Origin of the sequence: Pseudomonas sp. L-22-4S-12 (assembly GCF_009799935.1) — a bacterium.
Classification (GTDB): Bacteria; Pseudomonadota; Gammaproteobacteria; order Pseudomonadales; family Pseudomonadaceae; genus Aquipseudomonas.
Genome location: NZ_WELL01000005.1, coordinates 71482 through 95015, shown reverse-complemented (window position 1 = coordinate 95015; position 23534 = coordinate 71482). Strand labels below are relative to the sequence as shown.

General features: G+C 63.6%; 15 protein-coding genes and 2 pseudogenes. 11 read left to right on the top strand and 6 right to left on the bottom strand.

Features of this window, described 5'->3' with window-relative positions; translation table 11 throughout:
- The first annotated feature begins 815 nt into the window (after positions 1-815).
- The 5 genes and pseudogenes from F3I16_RS13495 (at position 816) to F3I16_RS13475 (ending at position 5095) form a co-directional block, all read left to right on the top strand.
- The gene (locus F3I16_RS13495; RefSeq protein WP_160494106.1) at positions 816-1115 is read left to right on the top strand and encodes a hypothetical protein; all 300 of its coding nucleotides are present in this window, start codon (positions 816-818) and stop codon (positions 1113-1115) included.
- Between the two features lie 1152 nt (positions 1116-2267).
- A pseudogene (locus F3I16_RS13490) lies at positions 2268-2492 on the top strand (aldehyde dehydrogenase (NADP(+))); the annotation flags it as partial.
- 134 nt (positions 2493-2626) lie between these two features.
- Positions 2627-2836 (top strand): annotated as a pseudogene (locus tag F3I16_RS13485) (IS5/IS1182 family transposase); the annotation flags it as partial.
- A 300-nt stretch (positions 2837-3136) separates the two neighbouring features.
- Complete coding sequence (locus tag F3I16_RS13480; RefSeq protein ID WP_160494105.1) at positions 3137-4000, top strand: MBL fold metallo-hydrolase; 864 nt, start codon at positions 3137-3139, stop codon at positions 3998-4000.
- Between the two features lie 27 nt (positions 4001-4027).
- A complete protein-coding gene (locus tag F3I16_RS13475; RefSeq protein WP_256670176.1) occupies positions 4028-5095 on the top strand; it encodes an MBL fold metallo-hydrolase in 1068 nt (355 codons plus the stop codon).
- A 177-nt stretch (positions 5096-5272) separates the two neighbouring features.
- On the opposite strand, the gene F3I16_RS13470 is transcribed toward F3I16_RS13475, so the two are convergent.
- The 6 genes from F3I16_RS13470 to F3I16_RS13445 form a co-directional block, all read right to left on the bottom strand.
- Positions 5273-6232 carry a transporter gene (locus F3I16_RS13470; protein WP_160494104.1) on the bottom strand — a complete coding sequence of 320 codons (960 nt, stop codon included), beginning with the start codon at positions 6230-6232 and terminating at the stop codon, positions 5273-5275.
- Between the two features lie 75 nt (positions 6233-6307).
- Positions 6308-7081, bottom strand: coding sequence for an SDR family NAD(P)-dependent oxidoreductase (locus F3I16_RS13465; RefSeq protein ID WP_160494103.1), 774 nt, complete (start codon positions 7079-7081; stop codon positions 6308-6310).
- Positions 7082-8266 carry an acetyl-CoA C-acyltransferase gene (locus F3I16_RS13460; RefSeq protein ID WP_160494102.1) on the bottom strand — a complete coding sequence of 395 codons (1185 nt, stop codon included), beginning with the start codon at positions 8264-8266 and terminating at the stop codon, positions 7082-7084. It abuts the gene before it with no gap.
- 56 nt (positions 8267-8322) lie between these two features.
- Positions 8323-10434, bottom strand: coding sequence for a 3-hydroxyacyl-CoA dehydrogenase NAD-binding domain-containing protein (locus F3I16_RS13455; protein ID WP_160494101.1), 2112 nt, complete (start codon positions 10432-10434; stop codon positions 8323-8325).
- Between the two features lie 60 nt (positions 10435-10494).
- Positions 10495-12297 carry an acyl-CoA dehydrogenase gene (locus F3I16_RS13450; RefSeq protein WP_160494100.1) on the bottom strand — a complete coding sequence of 601 codons (1803 nt, stop codon included), beginning with the start codon at positions 12295-12297 and terminating at the stop codon, positions 10495-10497.
- Positions 12298-12501: 204 nt separating this feature from the next.
- The gene (locus F3I16_RS13445; protein WP_372239631.1) at positions 12502-13230 is read right to left on the bottom strand and encodes an SDR family NAD(P)-dependent oxidoreductase; all 729 of its coding nucleotides are present in this window, start codon (positions 13228-13230) and stop codon (positions 12502-12504) included.
- A gap of 336 nt (positions 13231-13566) precedes the next feature.
- On the opposite strand from F3I16_RS13445, the gene F3I16_RS13440 reads away from it, so the two are divergent.
- The 6 genes from F3I16_RS13440 (at position 13567) to F3I16_RS13415 (ending at position 23529) form a co-directional block, all read left to right on the top strand.
- The gene (locus F3I16_RS13440; RefSeq protein WP_160494098.1) at positions 13567-15294 is read left to right on the top strand and encodes a DUF1302 domain-containing protein; all 1728 of its coding nucleotides are present in this window, start codon (positions 13567-13569) and stop codon (positions 15292-15294) included.
- A 200-nt stretch (positions 15295-15494) separates the two neighbouring features.
- Entirely contained in the window at positions 15495-16553 is a 1059-nt protein-coding gene (locus F3I16_RS13435) for a YCF48-related protein (protein ID WP_160494097.1), read from the top strand.
- A gap of 19 nt (positions 16554-16572) precedes the next feature.
- A complete protein-coding gene (locus F3I16_RS13430; protein ID WP_160494096.1) occupies positions 16573-19020 on the top strand; it encodes an RND family transporter in 2448 nt (815 codons plus the stop codon).
- Positions 19021-19111: 91 nt separating this feature from the next.
- Complete coding sequence (locus F3I16_RS13425; protein ID WP_160494095.1) at positions 19112-20257, top strand: acyl-CoA dehydrogenase family protein; 1146 nt, start codon at positions 19112-19114, stop codon at positions 20255-20257.
- Positions 20258-20372: 115 nt separating this feature from the next.
- Entirely contained in the window at positions 20373-21515 is a 1143-nt protein-coding gene (locus tag F3I16_RS13420; RefSeq protein WP_160494094.1) for an acyl-CoA dehydrogenase family protein, read from the top strand.
- Positions 21516-21564: 49 nt separating this feature from the next.
- Positions 21565-23529: an alkyl sulfatase dimerization domain-containing protein gene (locus F3I16_RS13415; RefSeq protein ID WP_160494093.1), complete on the top strand. Its 1965-nt coding sequence runs from the start codon at positions 21565-21567 to the stop codon at positions 23527-23529.
- Positions 23530-23534 lie beyond the last annotated feature (5 nt).

The window sequence follows — 23534 nt, the reverse complement described above, 5'->3', positions numbered from 1 at the left end:
AACGGGCATGTGCCCGCAACTGGCTGAAATGAGGACTGAGCGGAGCTACGGAGGGCTCACGGCAGTGCACTACAAGGCCCAGCAGGTCCGATTCGGACGGCGGAGAGGACTGGCGGATTGACGAGGTACGCCGCAGTGCAGTTTCTATGGTCGACTACCGACGAGCAGCATGCATTGTTGCCTGTCAGGCAAATGTCCAAATAGGACGCAGTGTGTCGTGGTGATCGCCTCGGGACGACTCTGCGACGTAGTGTCAGCAGGAGTGTCAGTGGGCTGAGGAGCTGAGAGCGAGCGCTGGCTGGGCTTCTAGCCAATCCAACGAGACCGTCTCTGTTCTTTAAGGCGCCAATCGCACGTCGGTTGGGGAACCTGAGCGTAGCGAGGCATTTAGAGCGTGCTGTGAACCAGCTGGGCATCGGTAGGCAGCACATGTGCCGTACCTGCTGCAGAAATAGTTCCACAAATTTAGGGTACGTTACAAGCCAGGTGCTGGATTTTTTCCTGTGGCGCAGTTTGGCGCTCGGCCTTGGTGCACGTAAGGTGCACCTACCTACACCTTACGTGCACCACCACATCTCAGATTTTTGCGGATGCGCCGCGCTGGTGTACGAAGGTGCACCTTTCGTGCACTTCGACGAGATGTGGCCTCGCCATAGTTTTCGCCTAAAGAAGGATACTTCTTGGAGAAATTGACTATGAAATGATCAACCTCTGCTAACTAGTACCCTCGAGGGGGCAAATAGGGCCATTAAGAGTTTTTTCGTCACGGCATCCTACTGGCTCGTGCATTTCGCACGGTAGTTAGAGGACAGAGTATGACACCGCTCCCCATTTCTAAGATAAGCCAATGCGTGGCAGCATTGTTGAAAGAATCCGAAGTAAAAAATGATCTCGGTGCGCTTTTTGCTGGATCTATTGATATTAAGGAGATTAAAGATTTTTTGCTGAAACGTCCGTTGGGTTTCTTGGTGCTGATTACCAATGATGTGCCTGAGGGTGAATATAAGATTTTCTGTATGAATTCATTGCGTTTGCACTACTGTCAGACTGAGGGGCGTTTTTACGAGGTAGTTGATGGCGACTCTTTGGCGCATTCGTTGGATAGCATTAAGTAGTATGATTTCATTCCTCATGATAATTGGGCGGAGGTCGATACGCTAAAGAAGCATGTTTGCTCACACCTGACAGACGTCCTAGTCGATAGTGGAAGGGTAAAATTTACTCGGAAGACAAGGTATTTCTATGGTGTATCTATGAGGGGGTAGATATGGATACCGGACGCTGGGATATAGCGACTGGATTTGCGTCGAATAGGTTGGGCTAAGTTATTGCTAAGAAGGGCTGGTCTGTTCAAGCCGGTTGGCATCTTTGCTCGATGGGTGCCAGCCGGTTGGCAGGGGCTAGCAGTATGTTTGGGTTTAGGGCTGCCTTCCCACAAAAGCCGATCTACCTGCGTAGCTGTCAACTGGGTCAGTTGCGATGAAAAGGTAGCTATGCAGACCAATCATTCGCATTGGTCTTGACCTTGTCTGCACGAGTTTTGCTCGAGCTGGTACACCAAACTTGACCAACTCCCATCAATGGGCCGCGTGTCCCCTGAAGAGGCTACTCCTGCTATCTGCTAGGCTTATGCCGCGGTAGCTTATTGACTGTCGGTGGCTGCGATGTGCGTCCGTCCGGGTAGAGCGGGAGTTGATGCTCTAGATGGATGCTGGATTGCACCCAGTCAGGCAGAACAGCCAGTTGGTTTTGGGCAAGGCCAATATAGAAGTCTTCTTCGTTCACTCTGAGTACAAAAACCTGGTCGAGTGAGCACAACAACGGCGCACTGGCAGCTGCCACCCTCAACACCGTCGCCGCGGCGCAGAAGATCGGCGGCGACATCGTCGTGCTGGTCGCTGGCCAGAACGTCGGCGGCGTGGCCGAAACTGCGGCGAAAGTCGCCGGAGTGTCCAAGTGGCATCAAGGCGTGGCGTCCGTGCCCGCGAGTCGATGAACGAAGATCAGCGGTGCGCCAGCAGGTCCAATGCAACGTCCACGATCATGTCTTCCTGCCCAGGGGCTGCAAACGATCCAATGCGGTCCTTTGCGGAGTTTACAAAACTAGGAGCGAATCAGAGGGCTGGACTCAGGTTCATCTCGGTCAAATGAGTCCTTATCCTTGATCACGTGTGTGGCTGAGTTTCGTACTGCACCGTTTCCCCTATACCCGTCCCTGGGTCGAGAGCCTGAACAGCGATCCGGTCGATCTGCAGAGCTCCCGCCATTTGGTACTGCTGCTGGAGTACAAGGCAGGACACCTGTTAGTGAACGACTGCCCGACCGGCGTGGAAGTCTGCAGCGCCATGGCCCATGGGGCCACCTCAGATGCCCGCGGCACGTTGCTCGGTACGCTGGCGATCGACCGCCTCTTGCGGCCGGTGTGCTATCAGAACTCCCCCGATGAATTGCTGCCTGACGCCCTCAAGGATGCCAACTCGCTTGGCTTATAGCGTCTGGTCGACGGCATACCGAGCCACGATCTGATTCAGCGCTAGCAGCCTGTTGAACTTCGCCCGCGCCCTGTCTGACGTTGCAGCGTGCGGTTTACGATATCGGCTCCAACCTGCCGGAGTCCTCGACTGACATGCGTGGAGCCGATACTACTCAGGAATCCCTGTTCACTGTCGCCAAGCTCGATGACTTCGTGCCGGCGAATCATCCCCTGCGTGCCATCCGCAAGCTGGAATACACCGCTCTGCATCGGATGAGCGCCTTGTTCGACACTTTGTATGCAGACACTGGCCGCGCCTCGATTGCCCCCGAGAAGCTGATGTGGGCGCAATTGCTGCAGCTGCAGGCTCAGCCGCATGAGCGCATTGACGGGAAAGGTGCGCCCGGAGCATGCCAAGTCGGGCTATTTTTTGCTGCTCGACGCCCTGAATAGGACCTGTAAGACCGCGACTACTGCCGTCACAAAGTAGTAGTCGCGCTCATGTCGGTGAATTTCAACAGGCTGCTAGTTCCGGCCATTCTTTTGTGCCGGTGGCGGCGTCCGTCATGGGAGGGGCGGCGTTAGCCAGATCGATACTATCTTCAACAGCAATAAGGCCCGCTGCCAGTGGCGGCGGGCGTGGTGTTCGAAGAGGTAGAGCTCGTGAGCCGTAGACTTTCCACCCTCACCGGCCCGCTCCGGCAACTCGATGGTGGGGTGATGTTCGGGGCTGTGCCCCGGCAGTTGTGGGCCAGCTGGATCGCGCCCGACCACAATAACCAGATCGATCTGGCCTCGCGCGCGCTGCTGGTGCAGCAGGGGCGGCAGAACATTCTGGTGATTGCCGGCAGCGATGGCCTGCTAGCTCCCCTGCCGAGGACCTGCCGTTGTCAGCGACATGTGGCCGGTCTGCTCGACAGCCTGGATCGACATGGTCTGCGGGAAGAGGACATCCACGTGGTGGTGATGACGCATCTGCAGGTCCATATGTCGCCGGAGCTGCAGGCCGCCGCGAGTGACGGCGACATTCCCCGTCTGCTTTTCCCACGAGCGCGTTACCTCGTCGGTGAGCGTCACTGGATACGCGCACGCCATCCGCATCCGCTGGATCGGTCCCTGTTCGTGCCGCAGATCATCGGTCAGCTGGAGAGCAGCGGCCGCCTAGTGCTGGTCGACAGCAACACCTCGGAGCTGCTGGGGCCCGGCTGGCACTTCCAGACCAGCGATGGCTACACGCCTGGGCAGTTGCTGCCGGAGATCGACATGCCCGGTGGTAAGGTGGTCTTCGCCGGCGATCTGCTGCCGGGCTCCCACTGGCTGAGACTGGACGTGACCAGTGGCCTGGACCGCAATCCTGAATGCCTGGTCGATGAGAAGGAGCGGCTGCTCGACCATCTGGTGGCTATCGGTGGCCGGCTGGTGCTGGCTCGCGATCCTGAGGTGGCGATGGTCAAGGTCTGCCGGGATCGGCAGTCCCGCTACCAGCCGTTCGACCAACATGTCGAATTGAGTCGGCTCGATAGCTGACGCCTAGCCGGAACAGTCGGAGTCAAGATGATGGAGAGGGAAAATCGCAGCACGGCGAGTGATCCGCTCAGCTATCCCTGCGGAGACAGGCCGGAAAGCGGCGTGCTGCGCGAGATCGTTCCCGGTGTGCAATGGATCAGCATGCCGTTGCCCGTGTCGCTGGGTGCGATCAACCTCTGGGTTCTCGCCGACGGTGACGGGTATACCCTCGTCGATACGGGGGTGAACAGTGATGAGGCGCTGCTGGTCTGGAACCAGCTGCTCGCCGGGCCACTGGCTGGGCGCGAGCTGAAGCGCGTGTTGGTCACCCACATGCACCCGGACCACGTCGGCTTCGCCGGCTGGCTGACCCGGCGGTTCAGCTGTCGTTTGTGGATGACGCGACTGGAGTACCTGCAATGCCGGGTGCTGGCTGGCGATACGGGCCGCGCCGCACCGGATGACGGGGTCGCCTTCTATCGACGCGCCGGCTGGGACGAAAGCGCGCTCAGCGTGTATCGCTCGCGCTTCGGTAATTTCGGCAGGATGATGCACCAGTTGCCCGACAGCTACCGGCGTGTGCATGACGGCGAGCGTTTGCGCATTGGCGAGCATGAATGGGAAATCGTCGTCGGTGCCGGCCATTCGCCCGAGCATGCCTGCCTGTATGACGCGCAACGCAAGCTGCTGATCTCGGGGGATCAGGTGCTACCCCGTATTTCCTCGAATATCTCCGTGCACCCGACCGAGCCGGATGCCGATCCATTGGCCGAATGGCTGGCCTCGCTCGACACCCTGCGTCAGCGCGTACCGGCTGATGTGCTGGTGCTGCCAGCGCACAACGAGCCTTTCCATGGCTTGCACGCGCGGCTGGACCAGTTGGACGCGAGCCTTGAGCACGCGCTGGAGCGACTGCGGGCGGGGCTCAAGACGCCCAGGCGCGTCGTCGATACCTTCGCGCTGCTGTTCTCGCGGCCGATTCCATTCAGTGATGCGTCGTTGCTGGGCCTCGCCACCGGCGAGAGTGTTGCCCACCTGAATTATCTGTTGCGCCGTGGCGAGATCGTGCGCGAACTCGATGCCGGGGGCGTAGCCTGGTATCGCACCCGAGACTGATCGAGCCGCGTCGGGGCTTGAAGAGAGAGATGGCGCCCCTGCCGGCGGCCGATCGTTGCGGCGGGGCGTCTCAGTGCCCCGCGTGGCCGGGCAGACCAGCTGTCCGCTGTCGACTGCCAGCCCGCTGCCGTTCATGCAGGGGGATGACGGCTGGTGGGCTCAGGCGCTATACCGAAGTCATGGCTCACTGGACAGCGGGATGGCGAGGGACAGCCAGAGGTTCCAGCCTTCCGCGCGATTCTGCGCATCGAATTCGTAGTAGCCCTTGAGGTTGACGTACCAGAGATCCTGGCCAACGTCGAAGAAGTGCCCGGCCTGCGGCCCCGCGGCGCTAACCCGGGACTTGAAATCGCCGAGCACGGCGCCGCTGCCGGAGTCGCCGGTGACCTGGTAGTAGGTGTAGCCGACCAGGCCGAGGTGGGTCTGCTCGGTGACGAAGTGCGACGCGCTCCAGTCCAGGTGCGCGCTCACCCCGTTCTGATAGTCCGTGTCGGCGTTTTCCCAGTTGTAGGTCAGGCCCGCCACCGCGGAGAACTCGTTCTGCTTGTCGAAATAGGTGTAGCCGCCACCGGCGTCCATTGCCGCATGGCCCAGTCCCAGGTTGACCAGGCGATCAGGGTCGTAGGCGCCAACCGGCAGGTTGGCCATGCCATAGGCCATGAAATTGTGCACGCCCTGGTTCCACTTCAATGCGCCAAGAGTGAATAGGTCGCTGGTGCCCTTCAGGCTGTCATTGACCTGCGTGGCGAGCGTTCGGCCACGCGGCCCGGTCAGCGTGGCGTCGACGCCGGCCTCCGAGCGTCCCACGGCTGCAAGCAGTGATAGTGAGGCCTGACCGCCCAGCAAGGGCTCGGCAAAGGTGTAGGCCGGCCCGCCAAACAGCAGGTCGGCTTGCGCATCCACCCCGGCTACCAACCGACCGCGCCCGCCGCGCGGCACGGGCGTATCCGCGCCGATGTCCGCGCTGGCGTGGTAATAGATCAGCGGCAAGCTCCAGCCCGGGTCCGTCGGCACGGCCGCCAAGGCCCCGAACTGCCCGGGAAGCCAGAAGCTGATGCCGCCCTCGTCCGCCTGCGCCATGCCCGACGGCAGGGCTGCAGACAATGCCAGCAGTATCCAGGGGCTGTTCTTGTGCATGGAGCTCTCCCTTTCCGGTTCGACTTGCCAACGGCGAGCACGGCAGACTCCTGGCTCACACCAGGGGTCTAACTTTTACAGGCTTCCCACCAAATGCCCGCCATCCACCGCGAGCACTGCGCCGGACATGTACGCCCCGGCATCGCTGGCGAGCAGCAGGAACGGCCCCTCCAGTTCCTCCAGACGGCCGAGCCGACCCATGGGTACGGCCTCACGGATATACGCCTGGCCCTTGTCGCAGTCGAAATAGGCATCGTTCATCTCGGTCTTGAAGTAGCCCGGGGCGATGGCATTGACGCGAATGTCATAGCGCGCCAGCTCCAGCGCCAGTGATTTGGTCAGCTGCACCACGCCGGCCTTGGCCGCGCAATAGTGGCTTAGGTTGGTGCCGACGCGCAGGCCGAGGATCGAAGCGATGTTGACGATATTGCCAGGACGCTGGGCCTTGACCAGGCGCTGAGCGGCAGCCTGGGCGACGCGCCAGACGCCATCAAGGTTGGTCGCCAGCATGGCGTGCCAGTCGTCTTCGGTGGTCTCCAGTGCGGGCTTGCTCTGGCCGATACCGGCGTTGTTGATCACCACGTCGACCACGCCGAACGAGGACTCGGCGACATCGAAGGCAGCCTCCACGCTGGCCCGGTCGGTAACGTCCATGGTCACTGCCAGCACTTCGCTGCCCATGGAGCGGATCTCGCTGGCCAGTTGCTCCAGACGGTCGACACGGCGTGCACCGATGACCACCCGTGCCCCGTACCGGGCGACGGTTTTGGCGTAGTGCGCACCTATGCCGCTGGACGCACCGGTGACCAGTATGGTCTTGCCGGACAGGGAGAAAATATTCTTTTCCATTTAGAGCACCTCGAACAGGCCGGCGGCACCCATGCCACCGCCGACACACATGGTGACCACCACGTATTTCACGCCGCGACGTTTACCTTCTAGCAGGGCGTGGCCGACCATTCGCGCGCCGCTCATGCCGTAGGGGTGGCCGATGGCGATGGCGCCGCCATTGACGTTGAGTTTGGCCGGGTCGATGCCGAGCTTCTCGGCGCAGTACAGCACCTGGCAGGCGAAGGCCTCGTTGAGCTCCCACAGGCCGATGTCGGCCACGGTCAGGCCGTGGGCCTTGAGCAGCTTGGGCACCGCCAGCACCGGGCCGATGCCCATTTCTTCCGGTGCCAGGCCGGCCACGGCGATGCCTCGGTATAGGCCCAGGGGCTGCAGGTTGCGCTGCTCGGCCAGGCGCGCGTCCATCAGTACGCAGGCGCTGGCGCCGTCGGACAGTTGGCTGGCGTTGCCAGCGGTGATGCAGCCACCTTCGATCACCGGCTTGAGCTTGCTCAAGTCCTCCAGCACGGTCTGCGGACGATTGCCTTCATCCTGACTCAGGCTGACTTTCTCGAAGCTGGTGGTGCCGGTGGTTTTGTCGATGATCTGTTTAAAGGTGGTCACCGGAACAATTTCACCCTCGAACAGGCCTGCGGCCTGGGCGGCGGCAGTGCGCTGCTGGGATTGCAGGGCGTAGAGGTCCTGTGCCTCGCGGCTGATGCCATAGCGTTCGGCCACCAGCTCGGCGGTGCGCAGCATCGGCATATAGGCGGTTGGCACATTGGCCAGCACCTGGGCGTCGTGGTATTCGCCGACCCATTCCATATGGCGGTTCTGCACCAGGCTGATGTGCTCCTGGCCAGCACCTACGGTGACCTGCATGCCATCGACCATGATTTGCTTGGCGGCGGTGGCGATGGCCATCAGGCCAGAGGCGCACTGGCGGTCGAGGGTCTGGCCGCTGGCGGAGAGCGGCAGGCCGGCAGCCAGTGCGCTCATGCGTCCGAGGTTCCAGCCAGCAGTGCCGGCGGGCATGCCGGTGCCCATGACCAGGTCCTCGATCTCTCCCGCGCCGACACCCGCGCGCTGCACGGCGGCGCGAATGGCGAAGGCGGCCATGGTCGGCGAGGTGGTGTTGTTGAACGCACCGCGAAAGGCCTTGGCAATGGGTGTGCGCGCGGTCGAAAGGATGACGGCTTCTCTCATGTTCCTGTCCTGTAAAGGTGAGGCCGGCGCGGGAAGGCTGCGCCGGCTATAGGTATTCAGATGCGTTCGATGCGGGTCTTGCCGGCGGCGACCAGGCGCTCCAGCAGCGAGGCCGGCTGGAACCACATTTCGCCGTAGGCGCCGAGTTCCTGGCGGTAGCGCTGGATGCCGGCCAGCACCTTGTCCAGGCCAACGGTTTCCGCGTAGTGCATCGGGCCGCCGAGGTGGGCCGGGAAGCCATAGCCGTTGATCCATACCAGGTCGATGTCGCTGGCGCGCAGGGCGATGCCCTCGTCGAGCAGCTGGATGCCTTCGTTGATCAGCATGAACAGGCAGCGGTCGTGGATTTCCTGGTCGCCGACGGGCCGGCGGGAAACCTGCAGCTCGCCGGCCAGGCGTTCGGCGATGGCGACTACCTCGTAGTCGTCCTGGCGCTGCCGGCCCTCGTAGCGGTAGAAGCCGTGACCGGTCTTCTGCCCATAGCGGCCTAGGGCATACAGCTCGTTGCCGAGGATGTGGTAGCTCGGGTCGTGACGAGTGGCTGCCAGGTTGGATTGGCGCACCAAAAAGTTGACGTCGATGCCGGCCAGATCGAGCATGCTCAGCACACCCATGTTCAGGTCGAGGCCGGTGAGTACGCCGTCCACCTGGGCCGGCGTGGCGCCTTCCAGCACCAGGCGGTGGGCTTCGCGGGCGTAGGGTTCGAGCATGCGGTTGCCGATGAAGCCGAAGCACACGCCGGACACTACCGGCAGCTTGCCGATGCGCTTGGCGATCTTCAGGGTGGTGGCCAGCACGTCCGGGGCGGTCTTGGCGGCGTTCACCACTTCCAGCAGGCGCATGACGTTGGCCGGGCTGAAGAAGTGCAGGCCGATCACGTCCTGCGGCCGGCCGGTCACTCCGGCGATCTCATCGACGTCGAGCGAGGAGGTGTTGGTGGCGAGGATAGCGCCCGGCTTGCACACCTGGTCGAGCGTGCGGAACACCTCCTGCTTGATCTCCATTTTCTCGAACACGGCCTCGATCACCAGGTCGGCGTCGGCCAGGTCGGCGTAGTCCAGCGTGCCCTGCAGCAGGGCCATGCGCTGTTGCACTTGGGTCTCGCTGAGCTTGCCGCGTTTGACGCTGATCTCGTAGTTGTTGCGGATCTGGGTCAGGCCTCGGTCCAGCGCCTCGCCCTGGCGTTCCAACAGCGTCACCGGGATGCCGGCATTGACGAAGTTCATGGCAATACCGCCGCCCATGGTGCCGGCGCCGATCACCGCGACCTTGTTGATCGGGCGCAGCGGGGTGCTGGCGTCGATCCCGGGCACCTTGCCGGCTTCGCGTTCGGCGAAGAACACGTGGCGCAGTGCGGCCGACTGCGGCGAAGCCTCGGCCTGCTTGAACAGCGCATGTTCACGGGCAAGCCCTTCGGCGAGGGGCAGGTCGCAGGCGGCCTCCACGGCGGCGAGTACCAGGCGCGGCGCCAGGCGGCTCCTCCAGCGCGACTCGTGCTCGGCGCGATACTGGATGAAGAAACCGTCCGGCAGCTCGGTGGCCGGATTCGGGTAGGGCGCGGCTGGTTGGGCCGGCGCCTGCGCGGCGATCAGCCCGCGGGCGTAGGCACAGGCGGTATCCAAGAGATTTTCGGCACTGTCCGCCACGCTGTCGAGGATATCCAGCAGATTGGCCTGAAGGGCGTCGATCTGCTCGCCGGAAAGGATCATGTTGAGCGCCGATTCGGCGCCGATCAGGCGGGGCAGGCGCTGGGTGCCGCCGGCTCCCGGCAGCAGGCCAAGATTGATTTCCGGCAGGCCGATGCGGGTAGCCGGTTCACCGATGCGGTAACCGCAGGCCAAGGCCAGCTCCAGGCCGCCGCCGAGCGCCAGTTTGCCGATCGCGGCGACCAGTGGTTTGTCGATCTCGGTCAGGCGCAGCAGCAGGCCGGGCAGGTCCGGCGCGGCGAAGGATGCGTCGCTGCCGAATTCGCTGATGTCGGCGCCGGCGCTAAACAATCCGTTAGCGCCGTAAAGGATAATGGCGCGTACGGCTGGATCGGCAGCAGCTCGTTCGCAGGCACCCAGCAGGGCGGCGCGCAGCGGTTGGCCGAGGGCATTGACCGGCGCGCGGGCGAGACCGATCAGGGCCAGTTCGTTATTGATTTGGTAGTGGATCAGCTCACTCATGGTGCTCCCCTGAAGTGGTTTGTAACGTGGCGATGGATAGCCTCTTACGGCATGGCGTAGTCAGAACCAGGCGTTCTGCATGTCGAAGCACAGGCGGTTGCCGGCGCTGAGCAGGCGCGCCTGGCTGTCCAGGGCGGCCAGCTCCCAGTCCATGTAGTAGCGGGCGGCGTGCAACTTGCCCTGGTAGAAGTCGGCTTCTCTGCCGTTGGCGCCAGCGCTCAGCGCACGATTGGCGACCAGTGCCTGGCGCAGCCAGATCCAGCCAACCACCACCCGACCGAACAGGTCGAGGTAGGCGGTGGCGTTGGACAGGCCGAGGTTGGCGTCGGCGGCGACCTGCGCCTGCAGCTCGGCGGTGACCTTGTCGAGGATGCCCAACGCATCGGCCAGCGCGGCGGCCAGCGGCGCGCAGGCGCTGTCAGCGGCGGCCTGGGTCAGGCTGGCACGGACTTCGGCGAGGAACAGCTGGTAGCCCTTGCCACCGCGCTGGCCGACTTTGCGGCCGAGCAGGTCGAGGCCGTGGATGCCCTCGGTGCCTTCGTGGATCGGGTTCAGGCGGTTGTCGCGGTAGAACTGCTCCAGTGGGTACTCGCGAATGTAGCCGGAGCCGCCGAGGATCTGGATACCGATGTCGGAAGCGATCACGCCGTATTTCGACGGGTAGGACTTGATCATCGGGATCAGCAGGTCGAGCAGTTCGGCGGCATTCTCGCGGTCGGCCTGCTCAGGTGCGCTGTGGGCGTCTTCGAACAGCTGGCTGCCGTACAGGCACAGCGACAGGCTGCCCTCGGCGTAGACCTTCTGCTGCAGCAGCATGCGCCGTACGTCGGCGTGTTCGACGATGCGCACCTGCGGCGACAGCGGGTCCTTGGCGCCCGGCAGGCGGCCCTGGGGGCGCTCGCGGGCGTAGTCCAGGGCGTGAATAAAGCTCTGGTAGGCCAGCGACGAGGCGCCCAGGGCCACGCCGATGCGCGCCTCGTTCATCATCTGGAACATGTAGGAGAGGCCCTTGTTGGCCTCGCCGACCAGGTAACCGATCGCGCCGTCCTTCTCGCCGAAGCTGAGCACGGTGGAGGTGGTGTTGCGGTAGCCGTGCTTGTGCAGCAGGCCGGCCAGGGCCACGTCGTTGCGCGCGCCGAGGCTGCCGTCGGCATTGACCAGGAACTTCGGCACGAGGAACAGCGAAATACCTTTCACCCCGGCTGGCGCGCCTTCGATGCGGGCCAGCACCATGTGCACGATGTTGTCGGTCAGCTCGTGATCGCCGCCGGAAATGAACATCTTCTGGCCGAACACCCGGTAGCTGCCATCGGTCGCCGGACGAGCGCTGGTGCGGAGGTCACCGAGCGCGGAGCCCTGGCCCGGTTCGGTCAGCCCCATGGTGCCGCTGGAGCGGCCATCGAGCATCGGCGGCAGGAAGCGCTGGCGCAGCTCGTCGCTGGCGAAGCTCTTGACCAGATTGGCGGCGCCGATGGTCAGAAAGGAATAGGCCACCGTGGCGATGTTGGCGGCGTTGAAGTAGGCCATGCTGGCGCGCAGGATGACTTCCGGCAGCTGCAGGCCGCCATTCTCGGCGTCGTGGTGGGCGGCCAGGAAGCCTGCCTTGGCGAAGGCATCCCAAGCGGCCTTGGTTTCCGGAATCAGCTGGACCTTTTCGCCGTCGAAGGTTGGCTCGTTGGCATCGCCCTTCTGGTTGTGCGGGGCGAAGAACTCGGTGGCGATGCCGCGGGCGGTTTCCAGGGTGGCGTCGAACACGGCGCGGTCGTGCTCGGCGTAACGTGGACGTTCGAGCAACGACTCGGTGTCGAGCAGTTCGTAGAGCTGAAAGCTCAGTTCGCGTTCGTTGAGCAGCTGATCGGTCATGGTGTTCTCTTCGGCGGTTATCGAGCAGGGATCTTCGACTGTGGAGATGGCCTCTCTGGGGCGTGGGTCTATAGCTCTCCAGCCACTCAGTAAGCCGGAGTCGGGCCAAAAGGGCTCCTCCCTTTAGGGGAGGGGGGTGGGGGCGGCGATTGGCTTCTTGTGGGGCATTCGGCGCGCCAGGCGCGCCGGATGCATGTCACCGGCTCAGCGCACGCCGCACTGGATGTCGAGCGTGAGGGCGTTCAGGTAGGCGTTCTCGATCACATGCTGGACCAGTGCGGCGAACTCGCTCGGCAGGCCCATGCGGCGCGGGAACAGCAGGCTGCCGACGATGCTTTCGGAAACCTTCGGCGGCATGCCGGCCGACATGCCGGACTCGAACAGGCCGGGTGCCAGGGTGACGACGCGAATGCCGTGCTCGGCCAGATCGCGAGCAATTGGCAGGGTCATGCCGATAACGCCGGCCTTGCTGGCGCTGTAGGCGGCCTGGCCCATCTGGCCGTCGCGCGCGGCTCCCGAGGCGGTGTTGATGATCACGCCACGTTCGCCGGTGTCTTCCGGGGTGTTCGCGCTCATCGCCAGGGCGGCGTGGCGGATGATGTTAAAGGTGCCGGTGAGGTTGACCGCCAGGACGCGATTCCACAGGTCGCTGGGAAATAGTTGGCCTTTCGACAGCGTCTTGCAGGGGCCGAGGATACCGGCGCAGTTGACGGCGATATGGATGTGGCCGTACGCCTTCAGCACGGCGCCGATGCCGGCCTGTACGCTGGCTTCGTCCGCCACGTTCACGGCGATCCCTTTATGCTGTGGGCCGAGCGCGGCGTCGAGTTTCGCCTGGTCGAGGTCAAAGCCCACGACGGTGGCGCCTGCCGCTGCCAGGGCCTGGCAGGTAGCTAGGCCGAGTCCAGATGCCGCACCGGTGACGATCGCCACCTTATTATCGAGTTTCATGGAAGGGGTCTCTCCTGCACGTGGATGGTTCGCGACGATGGTAGGGAATGCCCGCGCTCCTGCGTCCCTCCCATAAAAGGGGGTGCCTCGTTCGCGCCTGCGGAAGTGCCTGGCTAATCTGTCCAGAAGGCCCTGGATATCGGTCTTTTCGGTTTCTGCCCCCCAATTCGGATGCTGGCGAATCCCCCTTCAAGAGGGAGGGGGAAGATTCCTGTGCCGCTGGCAGGCTAGCGAAGCTCGATCCGTTGATTGAGGTTCACCTGACTGGGCGGGGAGTCGGCGCGCAGTCGTGATATGGCGAGATAGGAGACACCCGAGATGACGAATAACAAGAACAAGTCGAAACAGAATCAGCCTGTCAGCACCTCTGTACTGCGGTTGACGGCCTTGGCGCTTTGCGTGGCGGCCGCTGGTCAGGTGGGGGCTTTCGAGATCGATACCGGTAACGAAGACCTGCAGCTGCGATTCGACAATACGATCCGCTACAACATCGGTCAGCGCCTGGAAAGCCAGTCCAAGGCCATCCTCGGCAACGCGAACAACGACGACGGTGATCGCAACTTCAACAAGCACAGCATGGTCGCCAATCGGCTCGACATCCTCACCGAGACCGACCTTGTCTATAAGGGCAAATACGGCGCGCGGGTGAGTGCTGCGAGCTGGTACGACCAGGCCTACGAAGGTGATCTGGACGGCGATAGCGACCGCACTCAGAACCATATCGAGAATGGTCGGCCGGTGCAGGGCCTGAGCAACTACGCCACGCGCTACTACCGCGGGCCGTCCGGCGAGATCATGGATGCCTTCGTGTTCGGCTCCTTCGACCTCGGCAACATGCCGCTGAACGCCCGTTTCGGCCGCCACACGGTCAACTGGGGTGAATCTCTGCTCGGTAGCGGTGCGATCCACGGTATCTCCTACGGCCAGGCGCCGCTCGACCAGGCCAAGGCCCTGGCGTTGCCGGGCGTCGAAGCCAAGGAGCTGTACCTGCCGCGTACGCAACTCTCCACGCAGCTGCAGGTGACCCCGGAGCTGTCGTTCGCCGCGCAGTACTTCCTGGAGTGGCGCCCGTCGCGTGTCCCTGAAGCGGGCACCTACCTGGGTTTCAGCGACGCTTTCTTGCAGGGCGGCGAGTCCCTCGTCCTGGTACCGGGTGTGCCGGGTGTGCGTGTCGGACATGGCGATGATATCGAGCCGGACGACCGTGGCGACTGGGGCGTGATGACGCGCTGGAGCCCGGCGTGGCTGGACGGCACCCTCGGCTTCTATGTGCGCAACTTCTCCGACACCCAGCCGCAGCTCGTGCAGATGATCACGGTTGCACGCGCGACGCGGTGCACGCTGGCGGCTTGCAAATACTTCGCGAACTACGCCGACGATATCGACATGTACGGCCTGAGCCTGTCGAAGGAAGTCGGCGGCATCAGCTTCGGCGCTGACGTCAACTACCGACGCAACATGCCGCTGAACAGCGGCGCGGCGATGGTGACCTCAGCGGCCGCTCTACCGGACGATGGCGACGTCCTCGGTGCCCGTGGCGACACCCTACACGGGGTGCTCAATGCCATCGGCTCGCTCAGCCCAACGGCGTTGTATGACGGCGCCTCTTGGTCGGCCGAGCTGACTGCGAGCCGTTGGCTGTCGGTCAACGACGACCCGATGAACGTGTTCAAAGGTAGCTCCGCGTATAAGGCCAACCCGCTCAACATCGACGCGGTGACCCGCAGTGCCTATGGCGCGGCGGTGAACTTCACGCCGGTCTGGTATCAGGTGTTTCCGGGCGGTGATGTGTCGCTGCCGCTCAGCTACTCGCGTGGCCTGAACGGCAACTCGGCGGTCGCCTCCGGCGGCAACGAGGATGCCGGCAGCTACGCGGTGGGCGTGGCTCTGGACCTCTACAGCCGCTACCGCTTCGATCTGAAGTATGTCGACTACTTTGGCGACATATCGAAGAACGCCAATGGCTCCCTGCGCACCACCAGTGGTGCTCAGTCGGCGCTGGAAGACCGTGGTGCGGTGTTCTTCACCTTCAAGACCACGCTCTAAACTCAGCATGATCCGCCTGGCCGCTGGCTGCCGGGCGGGACCTGCGCCTCGCCGTTGCCACGGTGAGGCGAAGGCGTTTCTCCGCGTGTCAGTTCACGCCGGCATGACAAGGACGCCGATTCATTGGTCCTGGTGCGGATATCTCCGCTCCTGCCGTTCTGCAGTAGGCGCTACGGCGCACAGATTTGAGGGTACAAAAGGTGCTCGTAAAACGTTTCTGCACCCCGCTCGCGATCCTTGCCGCACTGGCCGGCCCGGTCGTCGCGCAACCCACGTTCATTCCGCCGACGGAGCTAGCCGCCGCGTCGAGTCCGAAAGCGCTTTTCGCACCACTCAATGCCCTGGCGTTGGCGGGTGGCCGGATGGTCGCCGCCGGTCAGCGCGGGCACATTCTCTATTCGGATGACGGTAAGGCCTGGCAGCAGGCGCAGGTGCCAGTCAGCTCTGATCTCACCGCCTTGGCGTTCCCGAGCGCACAGCACGGCTGGGCGGTCGGCCATGAAGGCGTCATTTTGCACACCACCGACGGGGGCGCGACCTGGAGCAAGCAGCTCGATGGTCGGCAGATCGCCGAGCTAGTGAGCAAACGCTATGGCGCTCCGGCCAATGCCGGCGATGCCGAGGCGCAGCGCCTGCAGCAGGAGGCGGAGGGCCTCGCCGCGCAAGGCGCGGACAAGCCGCTACTGGATGTCTGGTTCGAGGACGAGCTCAAAGGCTTTGCCATCGGTGCCTTCAACCTGATCCTGCGCACCGAGGACGGTGGCAAGTCCTGGACGCCCTGGCTCGACCGCATCGACAACCCGCGCGGTATGCACCTCTATGGCATTCGCCCGGCGGGTGGGTCGCTGTTCATCGTTGGCGAGCAGGGGCTGGTACTCAAGCTCGATGCCGCCGGGCAGCGTTTCCAGCAGCAGCATCTGCCCTACGAGGGCACGCTGTTCGGTCTGGTGGGTAATGCCGAGATGGTGCTGGTGTACGGACTGCGTGGCAACGCCTATCGCAGCGTCGATGGGGGCGCCAACTGGAGTAAAGTCGAAACGCAGGTCCGCGCTGGCTTGACCGCCGGTATCGCGCTCGACGACGGCTCCATCGTTCTCGTCAGCCAGGCCGGACATATCCTGCGCTCGCAGGATCAAGGCGCCAACTTCCTGCCGATCAAACCGAGCCGTGTCGCCGCCAACTTTGCGGTAGCACCGGCCGCCGGAGGCGCTGTCGCGCTGGCCGGCGTCGGTGGTGTCCGCGTGGAAAACCTGCAGTAACAACCGTTGGGGAGATGTGATGGGTACCAACAAAATCGATGACAACCTGCAGACGATCCGCGACCTGAATGCATTCGACCGCAAGTCTGGCAGCCGGCTCGAGCGGCTGATCTTCAACAACCGCTTGCTGGTGGTGATCCTCTGCGCGCTGGTCACGCTGCTGCTTGGCTGGGATGCGACGAAGCTGACGTTCAACGCGGCCTTCGAAAAGACCATCCCGCACCATCAACCGTACATCCGCAATTTCCTGGAGAACCGTAGCGAGCTCGCCGGTCTGGGCAATGCGGTGCGGGTGGTGGTCGAGAACAAGAGCGGCGACATCTTCGCGCCGGACTACCTGCAAGCGCTCAAGGAAATCAACGACGAACTGTTCCTGACACCGGGCATCGACCGCGCCAACGTCAAGTCGCTGTGGATGCCCGTGGTGCGCTGGAGCGAGGTCACCGAGGAAGGCTTCACTGGTGGTCCGGTGATGCCTGACAATTACACCGGCTCGGCCCAGAACATCGAGCAGCTGAAGCAGAACATCGCTCGTGCACAGCTGCTTGGCAGCCTGATCGGTAACGATTACCGCTCAAGCATGATCTTCCTGCCGTTGCTGGACAAGGACGCGAGTACCGGTGCGGTACTCGACTACTGGGCGCTGGCGAAACAGCTGGAGGCAGTACGCGCCAAGTTTTCCGGCGAGCAGGGCAATGCCCAGATCGAGATCCGACTGGTCGGCTTCGCCAAGGTAGTTGGCGAGCTGCTCGACGGTCTCCTCCAGATGATCCTCTACTTCGTCGTCGCGGCCGTGATCGCCGCGCTGATCATCTTTGCCTGGACCCGTTGTCTGCGTAGTACCCTGCTGGTATTAGCCTGCTCGTGCGTGGCCGTGCTCTGGCAGCTTGGCTTGATCGCCAGGCTCGGCTACGAGCTTGATCCCTACTCGATTTTGGTGCCGTTCCTGGTCTTTGCCATTGGCGTGTCCCATGGCGCCCAGAAAATGAATGGCATCATGCAGGACGTCGGCCGCGGCACCCACAAGCTGGTCGCCGCGCGCTATACCTTCCGCCGCCTGTTCCTCGCCGGTCTGACGGCACTGGCCGCCGACGCAGTGGGCTTCGCCGTGCTGATGATGATCGACATTCCGGTCATCCAGGACTTGGCGATTACCGCCAGTATCGGGGTGGCGCTGCTGGTCTTCACCAACCTGATCCTGTTGCCGGTGATGCTGTCTTTCACCGGTGTCAGTCAGAAAGCGGCGCAGCGCAGCCTGCGTGCCGACGAGGCGGAAATCGGCGGGGTCTGGAAACTGCTGGTGCGCTTCACCGAGCGGCGCTGGGCGCTCGCGGCGATTGCGGTGTCGCTGGTCCTGCTGGCCGGCGGGTTCATGGTCAGCACGCAGCTGAAGATCGGCGACCTCGATGCGGGGGTTTCCGAACTGCGCCCGAACTCGCGCTACAACCTCGACAACGCCTACATCACCCAAAAGTACTCGTTGTCGTCCGACCAGTTCGCGGTGATCGTCAAGACTGCTTCAGAGGGCTGCCTCGAGTATGAAACGCTGATCGAAGCCGATCGCCTGGGTTGGGAGCTGCAGCAGGTGCCTGGCGTGCAGAGCACGGTGTCGCTGGCCGACGCGGTGCGCAAGATCACCGCCGGTTCCTATGAAGGCAGCAACAAGTGGCTGTCGATCCCACCGAACCAGGACGTGCTGAACTACGCCGCCCGTACGGCCAGCACCATCAATCCGGAGCTGTTCAACACCGACTGTTCGGTCATGCCGGTGGTCGCCTATCTGGCCGATCACAAGGCCGAGACGCTCGAGCGGGTGGTCAAGGCGGCCGAGGCGTTCGCAGCCGCGCACAGCACCCCCGAGCATCAGTTCCTGCTCGCCGCCGGCAGCGCCGGGATCGAGGCGGCGACCAACATCGTCGTCAAGAAAGCCAACTTCACCATGCTGATGTACGTCTACGCGGCCGTTATCGTGCTGTGTTTCATCACCTTCCGCAGCTGGCGGGCGGTCATCGTCGCCGTGGTGCCGCTGGTGATCACCTCGGTGCTGTGCGAGGCGCTGATGGTGGCGCTCGGCATGGGGGTGAAGGTCGCGACCCTGCCGGTGATTGCCCTCGGCGTCGGCATCGGTGTCGACTATGCGCTGTACCTGCTGAGCATCCAGCTGGCCCGTCAGCGTGCCGGCGCGTCGCTCGCCGAGGCGTACTGCTACGCCCTGCGATTTACTGGGAAGGTGGTGGCGCTGGTCGGTGTGACGCTGGCGGCGGGTGTCATCACTTGGGCGTTCTCGTCGATCAAGTTCCAGGCCGACATGGGCATCCTGCTGACCTTCATGTTCCTCTGGAACATGCTCGGCGCCCTGATCCTCATCCCCGCGTTATCGCACTTCCTGTTGCGCGGGGGGGCCGCGGCGGACGCTGCCGGGGAGCAGGCGGCGCCTGGCATGCAGCGCAAGGCTTCGGCTGCCTAGTGTCTCTGACGGGAACCGGTGCCGATGCGTTTGTTCTGCGCCGGCCGGTCCTCGGACTCAACCCATTCAGCGAAATGTACAAGGTGTAACGATGAACGATATCTCCTCCGCTTTTCTGAGCGAACAAGAACTCATGATTCGCGACGCGGCGCGCAAGGTCGCCCTCGAGGTTGTCGCTCCGACAGCGTCTGCGCGAGATCGCAGCGGTGCCTGGCCGCATGCCGAGCTGGCCGCCGCCGCCGAACTCGGCTTCCTCGGCATGTTGGTGCCCGAGGAGTACGGTGGTGCGGGGGCGAGCTTCGTCGAGTACTGCCTGGCCATCGAGGAGTTCGCCGCGGCCGATGCCGGCTTCGCGACGCTGATCCATGTGCACAACTCCGCGGGCATGGCGATTGCCAGGCTCGGCAGTGAGGAGCAAAAGCGCAAGTACCTGCCCGGCATCGCCGATGGCACACGGATTGGCGCATTCCTGCTGAGCGAACCGCAGGCCGGCTCCGACACGGCGGCGTTCCGTACCAGCGCCCGCCGCGATGGTGCGCACTATGTACTCAACGGCAGCAAACAGTTCATCTCCAACGGCAACGAAGCGGGCGTCGGGCTGGTCCTGGCGGTCACCGACAAGGCTGCCGGCAAGAAGGGCAGCAGCCTGTTCATCGTCGATCCCAGCGAGCATCCCGGTTATCACGTCGCCCGCATCGAGGAAAAGCTCGGTCAGCGTTCGGCGCATGTGGCGCAGATCCAGCTCGACGATTGCCGCGTGCCGGTGGAAAACCTGCTCGGCGAAGAAGGCTCTGGCTACCGCAGCATCATGAGTTCGCTATCCGAGGGGCGGGTCGCCATTGCCGCCGTAGCCACCGGCGTGGCGCGTGCTGCCCTGGAGGCAGGAACCGCCTATGCCAAGGACCGCGAGGCTTACGGGGCACCGATCATCAACCTGCAGGGCGTTGCCTTCGACCTGGCCGACATGGCGATGAGGGTCGACGTGTCGCACCAGTACGTGGTCCACGCCGCGCGGTTATGTGAAGCCGGTATCCCGTGTGCCAAGGAGGCCTCGATCGCCAAGCTGTTCGCCAGCGAGATGGCCGAGAAGGTCTGCTCTGACGCGCTGCAGGTGCACGGCGGCTATGGCTACCTCACCGACTTCCCGGTCGAGCGCTATTGTCGCGACGTGCGGGTGACCAAAATCTACGAGGGTACCAGCCATATCCAGAAGCTCATCATTTCCCGCAGCCTGTAGTGGCTGATCGCTGCCCCCTCGAAAGGCAAGGGGACGGGCGCCGCGGTGTTTCCTACCCTGCCTTAACCTGGTATGTGCCGGGCTGCAGGGTGCCGCTGTCAAGAGGAACTGGGCCATGAATGTTGCAAGTCCAACTGAAGATCAGCGGTTCGTGGTCGAGAGTTTCCGGCAGTTCCTCGCCTCGGAGATCGAGCCGATCGCACGAGGCTACCGGGGCCGCCCGATTCCCAAGGAACGGATGCTCGACATCACCCAGGCCATCGCCGAATTTGGTCTGCCCGGCGCCAGCGTGGCCAAGGCGCTCGGTGGCTTGGGGTTGTCGCTGACGACCGAGGCGATGCTGTTCGAGGAACTCAGCGTCATCTCCCTCGACATCGCCTGGTGCGTGATAACCAACCGAGCCGCGGCCATGGTCTTGGCGGAGCTGCCGGCGACCCAGGTGCATCTGCGCGACCGCTACCTAGCCGACATTCTCGCGGGCCGTGTCTTCGCCGGTTTTTGCCTGAGCAATCCCGACTTGGGGGGCTCGCTGGTCGCTGTTGAGCAGGAAGGCGACAGTGTCGTGCTCTGCGGCGAGGAAAGCTGGGTCGCCAATGGCCATTTCGCGGATTTACTGGTCGTTGCGGCCGACTCTGCACAGAACGCGCGCATGCACGTCATCGTCGACCGCAAGGATCATGGCTATGTGTCGCGCAAGCCCGGCAGGGGCGAGCTCACCGGGCAGCCCGCTGCCCAGATCGCTTTCAGCGGCGTACGGGTCCTGGCGGTCAATTGCATCTGGGCGGGCGAGGCGGGCCTGCGTAGCGCCCATCGGCTGCGGGCAAAAATGCATACCGATATCGGTCTGCTCGCGGTCGGCCTGATGCGTGCCGCCCTCGACGCGTCCATCACTCATGTGCGGCAGCTTCGTCCCGCCGACCGGTCACTGCCGGGACATCACCAGCTGACTGCCCGGCTCGCCGAGATGGCCACCGCGATCGACGCTGCCCGACTGATGTGCTTCCAGGCACTTTCCCTGATGGATGCCAGCGGTTGGAATGCCGTGGCGGTGTCGATGGCGAAGTGGCTCTCCTGTGATCTGGCGGTGAAGGTCTGCCGCGACGCGTTGCAGTTGCAGGGTAGCGAGGGGGCAGCTCGGGGCAGCGAAATCGAACGGTTGGTGCGCGAGGCGATGGTGCTGTCGATCTCCGCGGGCTCGACCGATTGCCACAAACAGTGGATCGCCGACGCGGTCCTCGGGACCGGCGCGCAGCCTTGAGTCCGCACTGGTGCGGCGCGCCTTTGAACAAATTCTTTGGTAGGAAAATATGCGAAATCAAGTTGTTGCCCTGTTTGCCGCGACCTCGATGCTGGCGGCTGGAGTCATGGCTGGCGAGATGCCCCTGAGCAAACCGGCGAGCCCGCAAACCATAGCGGCGAACCGTGCCGTGCTCGACCAGCTGCCGTTCGCTGATCGTGCCGATTACGACGCGGCGCGGCGTGGGCTGGTGGCGGCCTTTGCAGGCGAGATCAAGAACGCTGCAGGCAAGGTGGTGTGGAATACCCATAGCTATGATTTCCTGGCTCAGGACAAGGTGCCGGACTCGATCAACCCCAGCCTGTGGCGCCTGGCACAGCTGAATGCCAATGCCGGTCTGTTCCAGGTGATGGAGCACATCTACCAGGTGCGCGGGCTGGACCTGGCGAACATGACCATCGTCGAGGGCGACGACGGCCTGCTGATCATCGACCCGCTGATGGCCACCGAAACGGCGCGTACCGCGCTCGAGCTGTACTACCAGCATCGCCCGCGTAAGCCGGTGGTGGCGGTGATCTATAGCCATAGCCATGTCGATCATTTCGGCGGCGTACGCGGGGTTGTCGAGGAGGCAGACGTGCGTGCCGGCAAGGTCAGAATCTTCGCCCCGGCAGGCTTCATGGAGCATGCGATCAGCGAGAACGTGATGGCCGGCACCGCGATGTTCCGTCGCGGCCAGTATCAGGGCGGCAGCGCGCTGAAGCGCGGCGAGCGCGGACAGGTCGATTCCGGGATCGGCAAAGGCGCGCCGGTCGGCGGCACGATCAGCTTGATTGCCCCGACCGATCTGATCGACAAGCCCATCGAGACGCACGAGATCGCCGGACTTCAAGTCGAGTTTCAGCTGACCCCGGGAACCGAGGCCCCGGCGGAGATGAACCTCTACCTGCCGCAGTTGCGTGCGCTGGGCATGGCGGAAAACGCCACCCAGGTCATGCATAACGTCCTCACCCCGCGCGGTGCCGAAGTGCGCGATGCCAAGGGCTGGGCGCGCTATCTGGATGACAGTCTGGTGCGCTATGGCGACAAGGCGGAGGTGCTGTTCGCCCAGCACAACTGGCCGACCTGGGGTGAGGAGAACATCCGCACGCTGCTCGCCGATCAACGCGATATGTACGCCTACATCCACAACCAGACGCTGCACCTGCTCAATCAGGGGCTGACACCGCTGGAGATCGCCGCGGCGGTCCCCAAGCTGCCCGGCGAGCTCGATCGCAAATGGCACACGCGCGGCTACTACGGCACCCTGAGCTTCAACGTACGGGCGGTGTATCAGCGTTACCTGGGCTTTTACGATGGTAATCCGGCCAACCTCGATCCGCTGCCGCCGGAGGAAGCCGGCAAGCGTTTGGTCGAGGCGCTCGGTGGCGCCGACAAGGTGCTCGAGCTGATCCGTGCGGCGATGGCCCGCGGCGACTATCGCTGGGCGGCGCAGCTGGGCAATCAGCTGGTCTTCGCCGAACCACAGAACCAGGCCGCGCGCGAAGTCCAGGCCGATGCGCTGGAGCAGCTCGGCTACCGCAGCGAGGCGGCCACCTGGCGGAATATGTATCTGCTCGGTGCGCAGGAGTTGCGTGAGGGGGCCATGGACAACGTGCCGCGCGCCACCGAGGATCTGGTCCGCGCCGCGACCCCGGCGATGTTCTTCGACCTGCTCGCAGTGCGGCTCGATGCGGAAAAGGCGCAGGGCCATGACATGACCCTGAATTGGCGTTTCGACGACCTCAAGCAGGACTTCGCCCTGACCCTGCGCAACGGCGTGCTCACCTACCGCGAGAGCAGCCTGCATGCGCAGCCCGACGCCTCGGTGAGCATTAGCAAGGCGACCCTGGATCGCATCAGCCTGCGCCAGACCGATTTCGCCACGGCTATCCAGCAGGGCGAGGTGAAGCTCGAGGGCAAGGCCGGCCAGTTCAAGGCCTTGCTCGGCATGCTCGGCAGCTTCACGCCGAACTTCAACATCGTGACCCCCTGACGGCC

Coding starts and splice junctions, on each gene's coding strand:
- F3I16_RS13495 (WP_160494106.1), top strand. CDS start 816: ATGACACCGCTCCCCATTTCTAAGATAAGCCAATGCGTGGCAGCATTG.
- F3I16_RS13475 (WP_256670176.1), top strand. CDS start 4,028: ATGATGGAGAGGGAAAATCGCAGCACGGCGAGTGATCCGCTCAGCTAT.
- F3I16_RS13470 (WP_160494104.1), bottom strand. CDS start 6,232: ATGCACAAGAACAGCCCCTGGATACTGCTGGCATTGTCTGCAGCCCTG.
- F3I16_RS13465 (WP_160494103.1), bottom strand. CDS start 7,081: ATGGAAAAGAATATTTTCTCCCTGTCCGGCAAGACCATACTGGTCACC.
- F3I16_RS13460 (WP_160494102.1), bottom strand. CDS start 8,266: ATGAGAGAAGCCGTCATCCTTTCGACCGCGCGCACACCCATTGCCAAG.
- F3I16_RS13455 (WP_160494101.1), bottom strand. CDS start 10,434: ATGAGTGAGCTGATCCACTACCAAATCAATAACGAACTGGCCCTGATC.
- F3I16_RS13450 (WP_160494100.1), bottom strand. CDS start 12,297: ATGACCGATCAGCTGCTCAACGAACGCGAACTGAGCTTTCAGCTCTAC.
- F3I16_RS13440 (WP_160494098.1), top strand. CDS start 13,567: ATGACGAATAACAAGAACAAGTCGAAACAGAATCAGCCTGTCAGCACC.
- F3I16_RS13430 (WP_160494096.1), top strand. CDS start 16,573: ATGGGTACCAACAAAATCGATGACAACCTGCAGACGATCCGCGACCTG.
- F3I16_RS13425 (WP_160494095.1), top strand. CDS start 19,112: ATGAACGATATCTCCTCCGCTTTTCTGAGCGAACAAGAACTCATGATT.
- F3I16_RS13420 (WP_160494094.1), top strand. CDS start 20,373: ATGAATGTTGCAAGTCCAACTGAAGATCAGCGGTTCGTGGTCGAGAGT.
- F3I16_RS13415 (WP_160494093.1), top strand. CDS start 21,565: ATGCGAAATCAAGTTGTTGCCCTGTTTGCCGCGACCTCGATGCTGGCG.